General features: G+C 70.2%; 16 protein-coding genes. 5 read left to right on the top strand and 11 right to left on the bottom strand.

The features are described 5' to 3' along the window. Positions 1-140 precede the first annotated feature (140 nt). The 6 genes from P8S73_RS08170 to P8S73_RS08145 form a co-directional block, all read right to left on the bottom strand. Positions 141-1553: a TIGR01777 family oxidoreductase gene (locus P8S73_RS08170; protein WP_396350324.1), complete on the bottom strand. Its 1413-nt coding sequence runs from the start codon at positions 1551-1553 to the stop codon at positions 141-143. A 51-nt stretch (positions 1554-1604) separates the two neighbouring features. After that, positions 1605-2732 carry a Gfo/Idh/MocA family protein gene (locus tag P8S73_RS08165; RefSeq protein WP_396350323.1) on the bottom strand — a complete coding sequence of 376 codons (1128 nt, stop codon included), beginning with the start codon at positions 2730-2732 and terminating at the stop codon, positions 1605-1607. A gap of 175 nt (positions 2733-2907) precedes the next feature. Then, on the bottom strand, positions 2908-3060 hold the full coding sequence (locus P8S73_RS08160; RefSeq protein WP_396350322.1) for a hypothetical protein: 153 nt from the start codon (positions 3058-3060) through the stop codon (positions 2908-2910). Positions 3061-3327: 267 nt separating this feature from the next. Next, positions 3328-4125 carry a carbon-nitrogen hydrolase family protein gene (locus P8S73_RS08155; protein ID WP_121566488.1) on the bottom strand — a complete coding sequence of 266 codons (798 nt, stop codon included), beginning with the start codon at positions 4123-4125 and terminating at the stop codon, positions 3328-3330. A 50-nt stretch (positions 4126-4175) separates the two neighbouring features. Beyond that, positions 4176-4832, bottom strand: a complete 657-nt coding sequence (locus tag P8S73_RS08150) for a Fic family protein (RefSeq protein WP_121566487.1) — start codon at positions 4830-4832, stop codon at positions 4176-4178. Further along, positions 4832-4987 carry a hypothetical protein gene (locus tag P8S73_RS08145; RefSeq protein WP_161936985.1) on the bottom strand — a complete coding sequence of 52 codons (156 nt, stop codon included), beginning with the start codon at positions 4985-4987 and terminating at the stop codon, positions 4832-4834. Before P8S73_RS08145 ends, P8S73_RS08150 begins: the two co-directional genes overlap by 1 nt. A gap of 205 nt (positions 4988-5192) precedes the next feature. Between P8S73_RS08145 and P8S73_RS08140 the strand changes: the two genes are divergently transcribed. After that, positions 5193-5372 carry a hypothetical protein gene (locus tag P8S73_RS08140; protein ID WP_121566486.1) on the top strand — a complete coding sequence of 60 codons (180 nt, stop codon included), beginning with the start codon at positions 5193-5195 and terminating at the stop codon, positions 5370-5372. A 15-nt stretch (positions 5373-5387) separates the two neighbouring features. On the opposite strand, the gene P8S73_RS08135 is transcribed toward P8S73_RS08140, so the two are convergent. Continuing rightward, a complete protein-coding gene (locus tag P8S73_RS08135) occupies positions 5388-5780 on the bottom strand; it encodes a membrane protein (protein WP_019310847.1) in 393 nt (130 codons plus the stop codon). A 130-nt stretch (positions 5781-5910) separates the two neighbouring features. Here P8S73_RS08135 and P8S73_RS08130 point away from each other — a divergent pair, with 130 nt between their 5' ends. The 3 genes from P8S73_RS08130 (at position 5911) to P8S73_RS08120 (ending at position 8683) form a co-directional block, all read left to right on the top strand. Next, a complete protein-coding gene (locus P8S73_RS08130) occupies positions 5911-6726 on the top strand; it encodes a sulfurtransferase (protein ID WP_121566485.1) in 816 nt (271 codons plus the stop codon). 94 nt (positions 6727-6820) lie between these two features. Next, entirely contained in the window at positions 6821-7699 is an 879-nt protein-coding gene (locus P8S73_RS08125; protein ID WP_121566484.1) for a hypothetical protein, read from the top strand. 258 nt (positions 7700-7957) lie between these two features. Further along, positions 7958-8683: a hypothetical protein gene (locus tag P8S73_RS08120; protein WP_224764846.1), complete on the top strand. Its 726-nt coding sequence runs from the start codon at positions 7958-7960 to the stop codon at positions 8681-8683. A 63-nt stretch (positions 8684-8746) separates the two neighbouring features. Here P8S73_RS08120 and P8S73_RS08115 read toward each other — a convergent pair whose 3' ends face one another. Both P8S73_RS08115 and P8S73_RS08110 read right to left on the bottom strand, forming a co-directional pair. Then, the gene (locus tag P8S73_RS08115; RefSeq protein WP_059281511.1) at positions 8747-9388 is read right to left on the bottom strand and encodes a DUF1345 domain-containing protein; all 642 of its coding nucleotides are present in this window, start codon (positions 9386-9388) and stop codon (positions 8747-8749) included. A 195-nt stretch (positions 9389-9583) separates the two neighbouring features. Further along, positions 9584-11008, bottom strand: coding sequence for a dihydrolipoyl dehydrogenase family protein (locus tag P8S73_RS08110; protein ID WP_396350321.1), 1425 nt, complete (start codon positions 11006-11008; stop codon positions 9584-9586). A 127-nt stretch (positions 11009-11135) separates the two neighbouring features. On the opposite strand from P8S73_RS08110, the gene P8S73_RS08105 reads away from it, so the two are divergent. Next, positions 11136-11813, top strand: coding sequence for an enoyl-CoA hydratase/isomerase family protein (locus P8S73_RS08105; protein WP_102613788.1), 678 nt, complete (start codon positions 11136-11138; stop codon positions 11811-11813). Positions 11814-11947: 134 nt separating this feature from the next. On the opposite strand, the gene P8S73_RS08100 is transcribed toward P8S73_RS08105, so the two are convergent. Together P8S73_RS08100 and P8S73_RS08095 are read right to left on the bottom strand one after the other, a co-directional pair. Next, entirely contained in the window at positions 11948-12415 is a 468-nt protein-coding gene (locus P8S73_RS08100; protein WP_259463945.1) for a GNAT family N-acetyltransferase, read from the bottom strand. Positions 12416-12522: 107 nt separating this feature from the next. Continuing rightward, positions 12523-13119 carry an ATP-binding protein gene (locus P8S73_RS08095; RefSeq protein WP_102613786.1) on the bottom strand — a complete coding sequence of 199 codons (597 nt, stop codon included), beginning with the start codon at positions 13117-13119 and terminating at the stop codon, positions 12523-12525. Positions 13120-13177: the final 58 nt, after the last annotated feature.

The raw sequence follows: 13177 nt of genomic DNA, 5'->3' as shown, positions 1-13177 counted from the left end.
GGGAGCAGCGGAGCTGCGCCGGACTGTCCGACTCCTTGTCGTCGGCCGCGACGAGCGCACCGAGGTGCGCCGGGGGCCGGTTGTGTTGAGATGTCACCGGTCCAGGATACCGAATCCCCACGGCTCCCCCGCGGTTCGTGTCAGCGCGTGCGGCCGAGAATGTGCTGGGCGCAGCTGCGCAGGTCCTCGTTGCGGAACCGGTAGCCGCTGGCCAGCAGCTTGGCCACGTCCACGCGCTGGCTCGCCGCCACGAGCTCCTCGGTGGCCTGGGTGCCCAGCAGGGCCTTGGGGCCGGCCAGGGGCGTGGGCACCACGGCCGGTCGGTGCAGCACCCCGGCCACGGTCTTCGCGAACTGCTTCTGCCGCACGGGCTGCGGCGCGGCCACGTTGAACGGGCCCTCGGCGTCCTCGCTGAGCACCAGGTGCGCCACGGCCCCGGCCATGTCGTCCAGCCCGATCCAGCTCTGCCACTGCTTCCCGCCACCCAGCGGCCCGGACAGTCCCGCCTCCAACAGCGGGAGCTGGGGCTTGAGCAGACCGCCCGTGGGCGAGAGCACCAGACCGGTGCGGATGTTGACCACCCGCATGCCGTACGCGGCGGCACCGTGGGCGGCGCGCTCCCACTCGCGGCACACCTCGGCCAGGAAACCGTCCCCGGAGGGCGAGTCCTCCGTGAGGACCTCGTCCCCGCGGCCCGTGCCGTAGTAGCCCACGGCGGAGGAGACCACGAGCGCCCGGGGCCGCTTCTCCGCGGGAACCTGGCCCAGCGCACGGACCAGCAGGCGGGTGCTGTCCACGCGGGAGTTCATGATCTTCTTCTTGTTCTCGTCCGTGAAGCGCGTGGCGATGGACGCGCCGCCCAGGTGGACCACCACGTCCACGCCCTCGAGGTCGTGCGGGTTCAGCACGCCCTGGTCCGGATCCCAGCCAATCACGCCGTCCCCGGTGTCCGCCCCTCGCTTCATGCGGAGCACCGTGTGCCCGCCGGTCTCCAGCAGGGCGCACACCTGCGTGCCCACCAGCCCGGACGAGCCGGCCACCGCAATGGTCAGCCGGGGCCCGTCGTGCTGGTCGTGGAACGCGAGGTCCGCCTTCAGCTGCCGCTCCCGGTAGGCGAAGATCCGGTTGAGCTGCGGGGTCATCACGCGCTCCCCCACGTCGTTGAGCCTGCCCGCCCACTGCGGCAGCGGCCGCACCGTGACTCGGTCCCGGATGAGCGTGCCGCCGGCCTCCGTCTCCTCGAAGACGTGCCGGTGCTCCCACTCCCCCAGCGGACCCTTGGCCATCCGGTCCGTGAAGTAGCGCGGCGGGTCCCACTCACCGTGCTGGGCGGTCCACGGCAGGTGGACCATGCCGAACGTGCCCGGCACGGAGACCCCCAGCTTGGCCTCGGAACCGGGTTCGATCCCGTCCGAGGGCGCCTGGCGCACCTGGTCCGGGCCGCCGCCGAACGGCGGGGTCAGCCGGGGCAGGGCCCCGGGGCGCTCGTGCCACGCGAACACCCGCTCCCGCGGCTGGGTCAGGCGGGTCTCGTGGACGTATTCGTGGGTCATGGCGCTGCCGTTTCCGTTCACTCGTGGGGCAAGGGTGCAGGGGGTGCGGGCTCAGCCGTTCTGGGGCACCTGGTCCACCAGGTCGTCGTCGCCGGGCTCGTCCGCCGGGGTCACCCGGTAGACCTGCCGGGAGTCCAGGACGCGTTCACGACGCCGCGGCTCCAGTGCCACCGGAGCACCCGTCTCCAGGGACTTCAGGATCGCCGCGTTCACGCGGACATCCAGCAGGCCCTCCTCCCCGTCGGGCTCGGGGGCCACCCCCTGGCGCAGGCAGTCCACGAAGTACTGGGTCTCCCCGCCGAACTGCTCCACGGGGTCGTGAGCGAAGCTCTCGGAGGAGCCGTTCTTGGTGAGGGTGTACTCGATGCCGGTGTCCGGGCCGAACCCGAAGCACGGCTCCGCGGAGATCTCCCCCTCGGTGCCGGAGACCGTGAAGCGCTCCACGGACTCGGACGCGTAGGAGATGGTGAACTGCGCGAGGCGGTCCCCCGGGAAGGTGAGGGTGACGGCCACGGTGTCGTCGAAATTGAACTCACGGCCCGGGGTGCGCACGCCCTTGGCGTAAACCTCCACGGGCTCGTCGTGGAAGAGGTTGCGCACCATGTTCTGCGGGTAGGTGCCCAGGTCCGGGATGGGCCCGCCCCAGTACCCGGAGTGCCCCCGGTGGTTCTCCTCGGTGATGTCCTGGGAGAACGCCGCAGTGAAGTAGCGGGGATCGCCGATGACCTTCTGGTCACGCACCTTCTCGATCATCTCCACGGTGCCCGGCTCCTGGTGCAAACGGTAGGCGAGCATGAGGGTGGCGCCGCTCTGCTCCGCGGCGTCGATGAGGGCCTGGCAGTCTTCCTCGGACGTCTCCATGGGCTTCTCGAGCAGCACGTGGATGCCGGCCTTCAGCGCGGGCTCCGCGAACTCGCGGTGCCGGAACACCGGAGTGGCCACGTACACCGCGTCCACGTCCCCGGACTCCAGCAGGGCGGGGTACTCCTCGTAGGAGTAGACGGCCACGCCGTACTCCTGGCCCAACTCCTCCGCCTTCTCCGCACTCGAGGTCACCAGCGCGGCGAGCTCGGCGTCCTCAATCCGGTCCAGGCCGGGGATGAACGCCTGCTGGGAGATCTGACCGACGCCCACCACCGCAAAGCGGACCGGGCGGTCGTTCGGGATGCTGGCAACCATGATGGTGAACCTCCGAGGGGTCGAGACTGCGGGTCACGCCCACCCGTCAGTGGGCTGATGACGTGTTCTGCAACCACTGTAGGCACGCCCTCCGGCGCGTGTCAGCGCCCGTTCACCCACCGCGCACAGGTCCCCGGCCGCGAGCGCGATCCGCCGTGGCCCCACAGGGGTTCTGCTAATCGCGCCCTGGCGAGCCCACAGTATCGGGAGCCGGTTTCCCGGCGGGGCGCTGTCGTGCCACGGCCCAGATGCCGAAGCCGACCAGCGCGAGCACGAGCACGATCACGGCGGCCACTGCCGCCCACAGGAAGATTGATGCTGCAACCACGGTCCACACACTCCGTTCACCAACGGCCGGTACCGGTCACCACCTCGACCCGCCGACCGCCCGTCTGACCCCGTGCCGAGTCCCTTGATCCTAGGCCCGTCCCAGGCTCGGTGCCCATAGCCGGGCGGCCAGAAGGTGGACGGAGACAAACGCCTTCCAGATGAGCTCTCTCAGCTCACGCAATCCCATGGGCCGTGGTCCGACCCGGACGACGCCGCCGTTCCAGTACCCGCAGTCATCCGCGCCGGCCGGGAGCCGACGCCCGCCCTACAGCTCCCGCGCGTTGGCCAGCACCGGGATGGCCTTGCGGGTGCGCTCCACGAGGTCCATGTCCAGGTCCACCACGGCGTAGCCCGGGGCCTCCCCGAGAGATGCCACCACGGTGCCGTCCGGGGCGGCGACGAGGCTGTGCCCCACGCCGCGCGGGGCCTTCTCCGGGTTCTCTTCCCCCGCCGCGAGCGGGTTCGCCTGCCCCACGGCCACCACCCAGGAGGTGGTGTCCAGCGCGCGGGCGCGCGCCAGCAGCTCCCACTGCTCCACCTTGCCCGGCCCGTCACCCCAGGACGCGCCGACCACGGTGACCGTGGCGCCGTCGTGCGCGAGCCGGGTGAACAGACGCGGGAAGCGGATGTCGTAGCACGTGGCCACCCCCACGGTGGTGTCCCCCACGGGGAAGGTGACGGGCTCGTCGCCGGGGTCCACGGTGTCGGACTCCAGGAAGCCGAACGCGTCGAAGAGGTGGATCTTGGCGTAGCCGCGCACGGTGCCGTCCGGCAGGGCGATCAGCGTGGTGTTGCGCACGCGCTCGCCGTCTCCGGGGGTGAACATGCCCGCCACGATCGCCACCGCGTGCTCGCGCGCAAGATCGGCGACGGCGCTCGCCCACGGCCCGTCCAGCGGCTCAGCGACGTCCGTGAGCCGGCGCCCGAACGCGAACATTGTGGCTTCGGGGAGCACGAGCAGGTTTGCCCCGTCCCCGCCCGCGCGTCGCGCGAGATCCGCGACGGTCCGCAGGTTTTCCGCAGGGTCGTAGGTGCTGAGCAACTGTCCGAGGGCGATGCGCATACCTGCCACTTTAGGGGCGTGAGGGGAAATTCATGGCAAGAGTGGAACGGTCAGTTGCCGTCAGGGTTACTGGCCCGGTACAGCTCCTCGTCCAAGAGGGACAGCCCGTCGAGAGGCGGTTTCAAGATCTCTTCGATCAGGGGCTTGAACGGCTCACCTGTTCCCTCGTTGAACGCACGAATGGAGGCGCGTTCGTTCTCAATGCGCCCAATGTTTCGCCAGGACAAGGTACGACCTGACAGCGCCGCAATCTGGTCCAGGTAGGCACGTTGCGTCCTGCCATTACCCTCTCGGAACGGGTGCACATAGTTGACCTGTTCCAGCAGGGTGGATGCCTGCTCGACGAAGTCCGCGTCCGAGATACCTGGATCCATGAGCAGCGCAGATTCTTGAAGGGTTTCGTGGATGCCCCTGAAGGCCAGTTCGATCCGAGAGGGGTGCAGGAATGTGGAGGCCCCCTTCGTCAGGGCAACGGTCCTGATGTGCCCCGCCCACTCCCACACGTCCTGGTAGAGCCTGCGGTGGATCTTCCGCAGGTGAGTCAGGTCGAACGCTCCCTGCACCGGATCGCGTTCCAGTTCACGACGGCGTACCAACGTCTCGCGGCGCTCGAACCTGGACGCGGCTTGCGGGTCACGGATACCAGGGATGTTCTTCAGGACATTGGTGCCGGGGTACAGGTATGGATCGGCGAACTCCCCTTCCATCAGGCCGCCCGCTCCGGGTACAGCGGAAGGTCGGCCATCTTCTGGATCAGCTCGTCCAGCCCGAAGACCCCTGCCACGTATTCCCGGACGAGCTCCATGGCCGCGGCATCGGGCAGCGCCCCTTCGAGGTCCCAGCTCGCCAAAATGTCCGTCATGGATTCCCGCCGCTCACGAAGGTCATCGTCTTTGTACACGGTCAAAGCATCCTCCTGCATCGGTGATGTGGTGTCACGGGACCATGGTGGGCTGAAGGCAACAGTGTGGAGTTGATAGTAGTGGGCATGTTTCTCATGCCTCTACGGCTATCGTGTACGCCACGCGTCGGGCACCCGACGCTGTCGTCATCGGAACGAGGACTGCATGACCCGCAACAGGACCGCTCTCTTCGCCGTCTCGGCCGCGTGGCTCGCCGTGCTGCTCTCGGTGGTTCTCGGCCTCGTGCTGGGCGGACCGATAGTGCCCTTCGCGGTCCTCGTGGGGATCGCCGCCCTGGCCGTCACCGGGTTCTGGGCCGTGCGCCTCAACCGTGGCCAGCAGTAGTCGGGGAGGTCCTGCTCAGGCGTTGCGCGCGATCTTCACCGCGCCGACGATCAGCGGGATCTGCAGCGGCAGCCGCCCGTACGCAATGGCCTGCCGGGTGGGTGACGCGTGGCGGGAGTCCCACGCCATCTTCATGTTCCCCGGCCACACGCCCACGAACAGCGCGGCGGACACCGCCCCGCCGATCCTGCGGGTGCGCGGCACGAGCAGCAGGGCCGCGGTGGCCAGCTCCGCGTAGCCCGATCCGATGGACCACTGCCGCGCGGTGCCCGGCAGCTGCTCGGGGATCAGCGCATCGAAGGGCTCGGGCTTCACCAGGTGCAGCATGCCCATCCCGGTCAGAGCCAGCCCGGAGAGCACGGCGGAGCGGTTGGCCTTGCGGCGGGCGGTCATCAGTGTCCTGTTCATCCCCCCACCGTACCCACCAGCGCGGCGCAGGCGGTCGGAGAACTCCGCCGGGCGGCGTCATTCCCACCGCCGAGCCCTCGCCCTACGCTGGGAGGCGAGCAGCGCGACGTCGTCGAACGAGGAGGCGGTCATGGACCCCTTTGTGACCCCGCAGTGGCTGGCCGAGCACCGGGACGAGGTGGTGCTCGCGGACGCGCGGATGTACCTGGACGGGCGCAACGCGCAGGCCGAGTACCTGCAGGGGCACCTGCCGGGCGCCGTGTTCGTGGATGTGGGCGCGGACCTCGCGGAGCACGGTCAGCCGGAGGGCGGGCGGCACCCGCTGCCCACGCCCGAGCACTTTGCCGCGGCCATGTCCCGCGCGGGCATCGGGGACTCCACCACGGTGGTGGCGTACGACGACGCCGGTGGCGTGATGGCCGCCCGTCTCGTGTGGATGCTGCGCACCACGGGCCACCGCGCCGCCCTGCTGGACGGCGGCCTGGACGCCTTCCCCGCCGAGGAGCGGGAGCGGCACCGCGCCGTGCTGCCCGCCGCCGAGTTCACGCCCGTCCCGTGGCCGCGCGGGGCGCTGGCCACCATCGACGAGGCCGCCCACGGTCCCGTGGTGGTGGATGCCCGGGACCGCACCCGCTTCGCCGGGCACGCCCCGGACCCCGTGGATCCCCGCTCGGGGCACATCCCCGGTGCCGTGAACGTCCCGTGCCGGGAGCACCTGCAGGAGGACAGGACGCTGCAGCCGGTCGAGGAGCTGCGAGCGCGGTTCGAGGCCGCCGGGGTCGTGGACGCCACCCGGATGATCTCCTACTGCGGTTCCGGCATCACGGCGTGCCACAACCTGCTCGTGGCCGAGCACGCGGGCCTGGGCACGGGACGGCTGTTCCCCGGCAGCTGGTCCCAGTACTCCCACACGGACCGCCCGGTGGAGACGTCCCCCACCAGCTGAACTGGCCGTCAGGCTACTGACACATTCCCCGGGCAGTGCCAAGATGGAGCACACCACACGTGGCCTGTGCCACGTCAACTTCAGGAGGCTCGACATGACTCAGCACCCCGAGAACTCGGATCCCATCGCGTCCGCCGGCCAGATTGACGACCCGGACCAGCCCACCACCGTGCAGGGCAAGGACGACTCCCGCGCGGGCCGCGACACCCAGCCCGAGGAGAGCTCGGCGGACGGGGACCCCGAACAACCGGGCACCCGCCACCACACCCGCGCAGCAGCGCACGACGACGCCGCCCCGGCCGGCTCCGCGACCCGCGGCACCGCTCAGGAGGGCCGCACCGCCACGGACGAGCACGACGGCAAGCCCCCCAAGGCCCTGCGCGAGACCGGTTTCCCCGTGGTGGACGAGGGCACCGTGGACGCCCAGCACAACCGTGAGGTGGACTCCGAGGCACTGGCGGGCACCCGCAAGTTCCAGCCGCGCCCCGGTGACGCCAACCCCAACGTCTCCGACAACCCGGCGGACCGGCTCGACACCGGCGGTGGTGTGGCGCGCGAACGCTTCACCGAGGACCGCCGCAGTGACGACCACGGGCGGCCGGAGGCCGCGGGTGACCGCACGGCATCCGAGCACGTGGCGGGCCCGCGCGGCGGCGTTGCCGACGGTGCCGTGCAGGTCGAAGCGGACGGGCACGGAACCGATCGCCGCACCTCGGGCGAGGCTGACCGTGCCGATGCGGTGCGGCGCGGTGCGGACGAGCACGGATCCCGCGCCGAGCGCGCCTCCCGCGATGACTCCGCCCAGGACGACACCGCCCAGTACGAGACCCCCGAGAGCATCCCGGAGGTCGAGCCGGTGCGCCACTCGCGCATCGTGGAGGAGCGCGTGCAGGAGCAGGAACGCGACTTCGACCTCGGGACCACCGAGGAGGGCGAGCGGTACCTCACCCCCCGGGACGTTCCCGGCGCCTGAGCACCGCGTCACGAGCACCACTCCCCCAGAAGACGCCCGGTCGGAACCATCCGGCCGGGCGTCTTCGTGCCCGCCCCCACCCACGCGCCCACCACGATGCCCCCCGAAGTGGGCCGATCTCATGCTTGCTCATCACTGCAGGTCAGGCCGTGAATTCCCGCACATTGGCGCCCCCTGTATGCGTTTGCAAAATCACGAGTTGGTGACGAACCCGCTGTGGCGTTGCGCACAGGACTCGCGATTGCGAACCTGTTTGCTATGGCGAAGCGACACGGCACTCGAACATGGCTGGTCGCCGCAGTGCTGCTCGGCACCGTGACGGTGACCGGGTGCGCGGGCGGCTCCTCCGGCGATCCCGAACAGGGTGGCCCCTCGGCGAACCCCGAGGCGAGCGCCCCGGCCGGCGGCGAGAGCTCCGTGGCACCGGCTCAGGGGGTCACACCCGCCGAGGCCGACAGCGCGGCCACCTATGAGCTCACGCAGACGTACACGGACCCGGACAAACTGTTCACGGTGAAGTACCCCAAGGACTGGACGGCTGAGCAGAGCAACGGCTACCTGGAGCTGAAGAGCCCGGACGGGAAGGTCACGGGATCCGTGGCCTCCACCAAGGCCCGGCCGCCCAAGGGCGACTGGTTCACCCGCCCCGCCCATCCGCTGATCGGGCTGGAGACGCCCATGAGCGAGCAGGTGAACGGCAAGGTCTACACGTACTCCAGCTACGTGCCCGCGCCCGCACGGGGTGACGGTGGTGGTGACTCGGTGATGTGGGGACTCACGGAGTCCGACAACAAGGGCATCGTGCGCCTCACGAACGGTGGCGACAAGGCGGCACTGCTGGCCGAGTTCCACTACGCCCCCGTCAACGAGGGCAACAAGCCCCTCTCCCAGAGCAAGGGAGTGGAGCTGGTCAACCAGATCAACCAGACGGACGAGGCCGGCACCGTGGACGCGATCCTGAAATCCGCCCGCGCCGGCGCATAGGGCCCCCACGACCCATCGGCCGTCACTGCGGGGCGCAGAGCGCGGGGAGAGAAGCAGGCGCGGTCATCCTGGCAGCACACCGAGCACCACGTTCACCGTGGCCGCCAGGATGACCGTGCTGAAGATGTAGGACAGCAGGCAGTGGCGCAGGATCACGGCGCGCAGCCGTGTGGTGCTCACGTTGGTGTCCGAGACCTGGAACGTCATGCCCAGGTTGAAGGAGAAGTAGAGGAAGTCCACGTACCGCGGGGGCTCGCGGTCGTTGAAGTCGATCCCGCCCTGCGGGTGCCGGTAGTACTCGTGGGCGTAGCGCGCCCCGTACATCAGGTGGAGCATGGCCCACGTGAGCAGGATGCCCAGCAGCCCCAGCACGGCACCGGTGGTGCGGGTCTCGGTGCCTCCGCGCACCAGGATGACCATGATGGTCAGCAGGTTCACCAGGGACAGTGCCACCACGGTGGCCTCCTGCACGAGCGGCTGGAAGTCCTCGCGCACCGAGTTCCTGCGCGTGCGCGCGGCATCCATGGGCCACAGCACGGACACCGCCAGCACCACGTACGCCAGCGACACACCGCACGCCCCGACCAGCACCGCCAGCAGCCCGTCCAGGGCCAGGGAGGCCATCCCGCCCGCGACCACGCCCACCGCCACGGCGATCGCGAGTCGCAGGTGGGCGGACAGGGGCCGCCGCTCGGTGCTCGTCATGGGTCCAGGCTAGTGGGCGCGCCACGACATGGTGCCCGCCGCGCGCTCAGCATCCCGGACTCGTGGCCTCTCCGGGCGCGCGCCACGGCATGACGCGTTCCCACCGTCCCGAGCGAAGCCCTTCCGGGGCCGCAGATCACGTCCCACGGGGCACCTCTTGCGGCGCTCGGCACGCCAGGCCGACCAGGACAGGCCTCAGCGCAGCTCCGCGGGCAGCTCTTCCAGCAGCCGCAACCAGATCTCGGAGACCGTGGGGTAGCTCGGAACGGCGTGGCGCAGCAGCTTCACGGGCACCCTTCCCACAATTGCGATCGTCGCCCCGTGCACCAGTTCGGTGGCCTCGGGGCCCACGAACGTGGCGCCCAGGAGGCACCCCGAGTCCTCGTCCACCACGAGTGTGGCGTGCCCGGCGGCGTCGTCCCGCAGCAGGGCGGCTCCGGCGGCACCGGTGATCGGGGCCTCCGCGACGACGACGCCGTGCCCCGCCTCCCGCGCCTCGGCCTCGGTCAGGCCCACGGCACCCACCGGGGGATCCGTGAACACGGCCTGCGGCACGGGAACGGGACCGTCCGGGGCGGTCTCGTGCCGTCCGGCGAGCCGGGAGCCGAGCACGCGGGCCTCGTACTTGCCCATGTGGGTGAGCAGGGCGGTGCCGGCGGCGTCCCCGACCAGGTGCAGCCAGTCCGGCAGGTGCCCGGCGCGGGCATCCTCCGGGGTGACCCCCACGGAGTCCAGCCCCAGATCCGTCAGACGCGACGTGCGGCCGGTGGCCACGAGCACCTCGTCCACCTCCAGCGGACCGCCCGTGGTGCCCAGCCGCACCGGGCCGCCGTGGATCCGGCCGAGTCCGGTGTCCCGCGCCTCCGCGCGGTGGGCGGTCTCCACGGTGGTGTTCAGCCGCACGTCCACCCCGCCGTCCTCGAGGGCGTCCTTGACGATCTCCCCCACGAACGGTTCGTTCTTCGCGAGCAGCGCGTCGCCGCGCACGAGCATCGTGACGGAGGAGCCGAGAGCGGCCAGCCAGGTGGCGGCCTCCACGGCCACCACACCGCCGCCCACGATCGCCAGGCGCGGCGGGACCTCCACGACCCCGGTGGCGTCCTTGGAGCTCCACGCGTGCAGACCCTCCAGGGCGGGCGGGGCCACCTCGGTGGAGCCGGTGGCGATGACCACCGCACGGCGGGCCGTCAGCGTCCGGTTGCCGTCCGGACCGGTGACCCGCACGGTGCGCGGCCCCGTGATCTCCCCGTGCCCGCGCACCACGCGCAGACCGGCGCCCTCCGCCCAGCGGACCTGCGCGGCGTCGTCGTAGTGGGAGACCCACGCGTCCCGGCGAGCGAGAAGCTCCCGCACCCGGACGGCCGGGGAGTCCACGCCCTCCAGGTGCGCGGCGGTGCGCGCCACCTCCACGGGGCGCAGCAGCGCCTTGCTGGGCATGCATGCGTAGTACGAGCAGTCGCCACCCATGAGCGACTCCTCCACGATGACGGTGGAGAGCCCGCCGTCGTGCGCATACTGCGCCAGGTTTTCCCCCGCGGGCCCGCCGCCGATCACGACGACGTCCGCTGCGTGCTCCGCCGCGCTTTCGGCTCCCGGGGTGCTCTGGTTCGCGGTGGTCATGAGGGCTCCGTTCGTCCTGGGATGTGAGGCGAGTCTAGAGTGCGGGGACGCGCCGCCGTCCACGGTCCGGCGCCCGGCGCTGGTTGCCCGGCCGCGTCCGTGGGCGGGCGTGTGCCATGCTGACGAGATGACTCAGCTGACCCGCCAGGAGAACGTGTTCGTCCTCGACATCAGCGACTCGCCCGAGGGCGACCACCGCTTCACGTACGAGCGGATGCGGGCCATCGACGCCGCCCTCACGCGGGTGGAGTCCACGCCCGGGGAGCTCGCGCTGGTGATCACGGCTCAGGGCAAGTTCTTCTCGAACGGGCTCGTCCCCGAGCTCTTCGTGGAGCCGGAGTACAGCGCGGCATTCCAGAGCCTTGTCGCTCGTCTGCTGGTCTCCGAGGTCCCCACGGTCTGCGCGATCAATGGCCACTGCTACGCCGGCGGGCTCCTGCTGGCCCTCGCGTGCGACGAGCGCTGCGCCCGTTCGGAACGCGGGTTCCTGTGCCTCCCCGAGACCTCGATCCGGGTCCCGTTCACCTCCGGACTGTCCGCCCTGGTCACGGCCCGCCTCGCCCCGCGCGACGCCCACCGCGCCATGGTCCTGTCCGAGCGCTACGACGCCCCTGCGGCCGCGGCGGCAGGAATTGTCGACGACGCCGTTCCCGGCGCAGATCTGCTGGCCCACGCCGTGCGCCGGGCTGGTGAGCTGAGCCCGCTCCGCGGTTCCGTCCTGGCCACGAACAAGCGTCGGCGGTACGCGGACGTGGTGGAGGCGCTGCACCGTCCGGAGCAGCTCACTGTGGAAACGGGCGCCTGAAACTTCTTCCCTGCGCTGCGCGTTCGTGGTGCTGCATCCCGGCCGCACTGCGCGTGCATCAGCGCGTCGCGAGACGGGTGGGGCTGGTGTGGGGCATTCCCGAGCGGTCGAGCACCCTGGTGGTCGCTACCCCGTCACACGTCACGGGCCATCGCGACCCGAGGGGCCGTGAACCGCATGCGCTCCTCGGAGAGTTCGGCGGCGAGTTGCGGCCCGAGGGCATCGTCCGGCAGGGCACGAAAGCCCAGCTTGCGGTAGTAGGGGGCATTCCAGGGGACGTCCGCGAAGGTGGTCAGCGTGAGCCGGTCGTCGCCCCGGTCACGCGCCCAAGAAGTGACGGCGTCGATCAGGTTGGCTCCGATGCGCTGCCCGGCATGATCCGGGTGAACGCTGACCTGTTCCAGATGGGCACTCCCGTCACGCAGCACGGCGAGAGCATAGGCCACGACCTGGTTGTCGACCGTGGCAACCCACGCCCGGCCGGCCGATGCATGCCGTTTAAGTCGCTGCACGTCGGGCAGAGGATCGTCAGCGACCTCCGGCATCCCGATCGAGCGGAAGGCCTCTCCCGCGGCGGCTTCAATGGCAGGCAGACTGATCACGTCAGCTGGGCCTGCTGAGCGGATGCTAGGCATCCCCTGACCGCTACAAGGGCAAGACGCCGCAGACCGTCCACACTTGGCTACAGGGGCACGGTTCAAATGACCGGTCATTGCACTTCTATGTGAATTCCCGTAAACGCCCGCAGATCTTCGGGGGTCAAGCGTTGGGGCCCATCAATCTCCGTATGAAATGTCACCACCGTGCCTGAATGGCCGCGGGGTGTCACCGACATCAACTCTGCCGCAGGAATCCCGTAGTGGTAGGTCTGGGTCCACGCTTCCATCCCTCGGTGGTTCTCGTGGGTGAGGATGTCGCTGAGCGCCGCAACGGATGACATTCCCCGGCGTGGCAACCCGTCAGGAAGACGGGGAGAACGCCTTGGGTCCGTGAACCGAACGTCCGCCGTCGCCATCACGGGTTTTCGGATGACCCGGCCATCGTCATCCACGCGGGTGTCGGTTCCCCGACCGTCGTCATCGATGGTGACAGATCCGTCGTCGTGGTAGGTGACAAGGACATGCCCTGGCTGTGCGGCCGCGATGGCCTCGTCCCGCGCATAGGCCAGGACCTCCATCATCAGGTGACGCCGCCCTCCCGCTACCCCAGGGGCGAGCAGAACATCGCGCATCGATGCCAGGTGACCGGGGTCGACTTCCCACGCCCACTTGTGCGTCGTCGTCCTCCAGGTCGGTCGACGTGTCATGCGCTGATTTTACTGCCGATAGTCCATGGGATGGGAACCAAGGCCGTTGCCGAACTGT

Source organism: Kocuria sp. ChxB (assembly GCF_044359605.1).
Classification (GTDB): domain Bacteria; phylum Actinomycetota; class Actinomycetes; order Actinomycetales; family Micrococcaceae; genus Kocuria; species Kocuria rhizophila.
The sequence above is the reverse complement of the archived record's forward strand: the minus strand, read 5'-3'. Positions and strand labels throughout refer to the sequence as shown.

What these genes read in the sequence shown, in the direction of transcription:
- P8S73_RS08135 (WP_019310847.1), bottom strand. Translation starts at nt 5,780, where the DNA reads ATGAACAGGACACTGATGACCGCCCGCCGCAAGGCCAACCGCTCCGCC.
- P8S73_RS08125 (WP_121566484.1), top strand. Translation starts at nt 6,821, where the DNA reads ATGACTCAGCACCCCGAGAACTCGGATCCCATCGCGTCCGCCGGCCAG.
- P8S73_RS08170 (WP_396350324.1), bottom strand. Translation starts at nt 1,553, where the DNA reads ATGACCCACGAATACGTCCACGAGACCCGCCTGACCCAGCCGCGGGAG.
- P8S73_RS08115 (WP_059281511.1), bottom strand. Translation starts at nt 9,388, where the DNA reads ATGACGAGCACCGAGCGGCGGCCCCTGTCCGCCCACCTGCGACTCGCG.
- P8S73_RS08095 (WP_102613786.1), bottom strand. Translation starts at nt 13,119, where the DNA reads ATGACACGTCGACCGACCTGGAGGACGACGACGCACAAGTGGGCGTGG.
- P8S73_RS08155 (WP_121566488.1), bottom strand. Translation starts at nt 4,125, where the DNA reads ATGCGCATCGCCCTCGGACAGTTGCTCAGCACCTACGACCCTGCGGAA.
- P8S73_RS08145 (WP_161936985.1), bottom strand. Translation starts at nt 4,987, where the DNA reads ATGACGGACATTTTGGCGAGCTGGGACCTCGAAGGGGCGCTGCCCGAT.
- P8S73_RS08110 (WP_396350321.1), bottom strand. Translation starts at nt 11,008, where the DNA reads ATGACCACCGCGAACCAGAGCACCCCGGGAGCCGAAAGCGCGGCGGAG.
- P8S73_RS08105 (WP_102613788.1), top strand. Translation starts at nt 11,136, where the DNA reads ATGACTCAGCTGACCCGCCAGGAGAACGTGTTCGTCCTCGACATCAGC.
- P8S73_RS08165 (WP_396350323.1), bottom strand. Translation starts at nt 2,732, where the DNA reads ATGGTTGCCAGCATCCCGAACGACCGCCCGGTCCGCTTTGCGGTGGTG.
- P8S73_RS08120 (WP_224764846.1), top strand. Translation starts at nt 7,958, where the DNA reads ATGGCGAAGCGACACGGCACTCGAACATGGCTGGTCGCCGCAGTGCTG.
- P8S73_RS08130 (WP_121566485.1), top strand. Translation starts at nt 5,911, where the DNA reads ATGGACCCCTTTGTGACCCCGCAGTGGCTGGCCGAGCACCGGGACGAG.
- P8S73_RS08150 (WP_121566487.1), bottom strand. Translation starts at nt 4,832, where the DNA reads ATGGAAGGGGAGTTCGCCGATCCATACCTGTACCCCGGCACCAATGTC.
- P8S73_RS08140 (WP_121566486.1), top strand. Translation starts at nt 5,193, where the DNA reads ATGACCCGCAACAGGACCGCTCTCTTCGCCGTCTCGGCCGCGTGGCTC.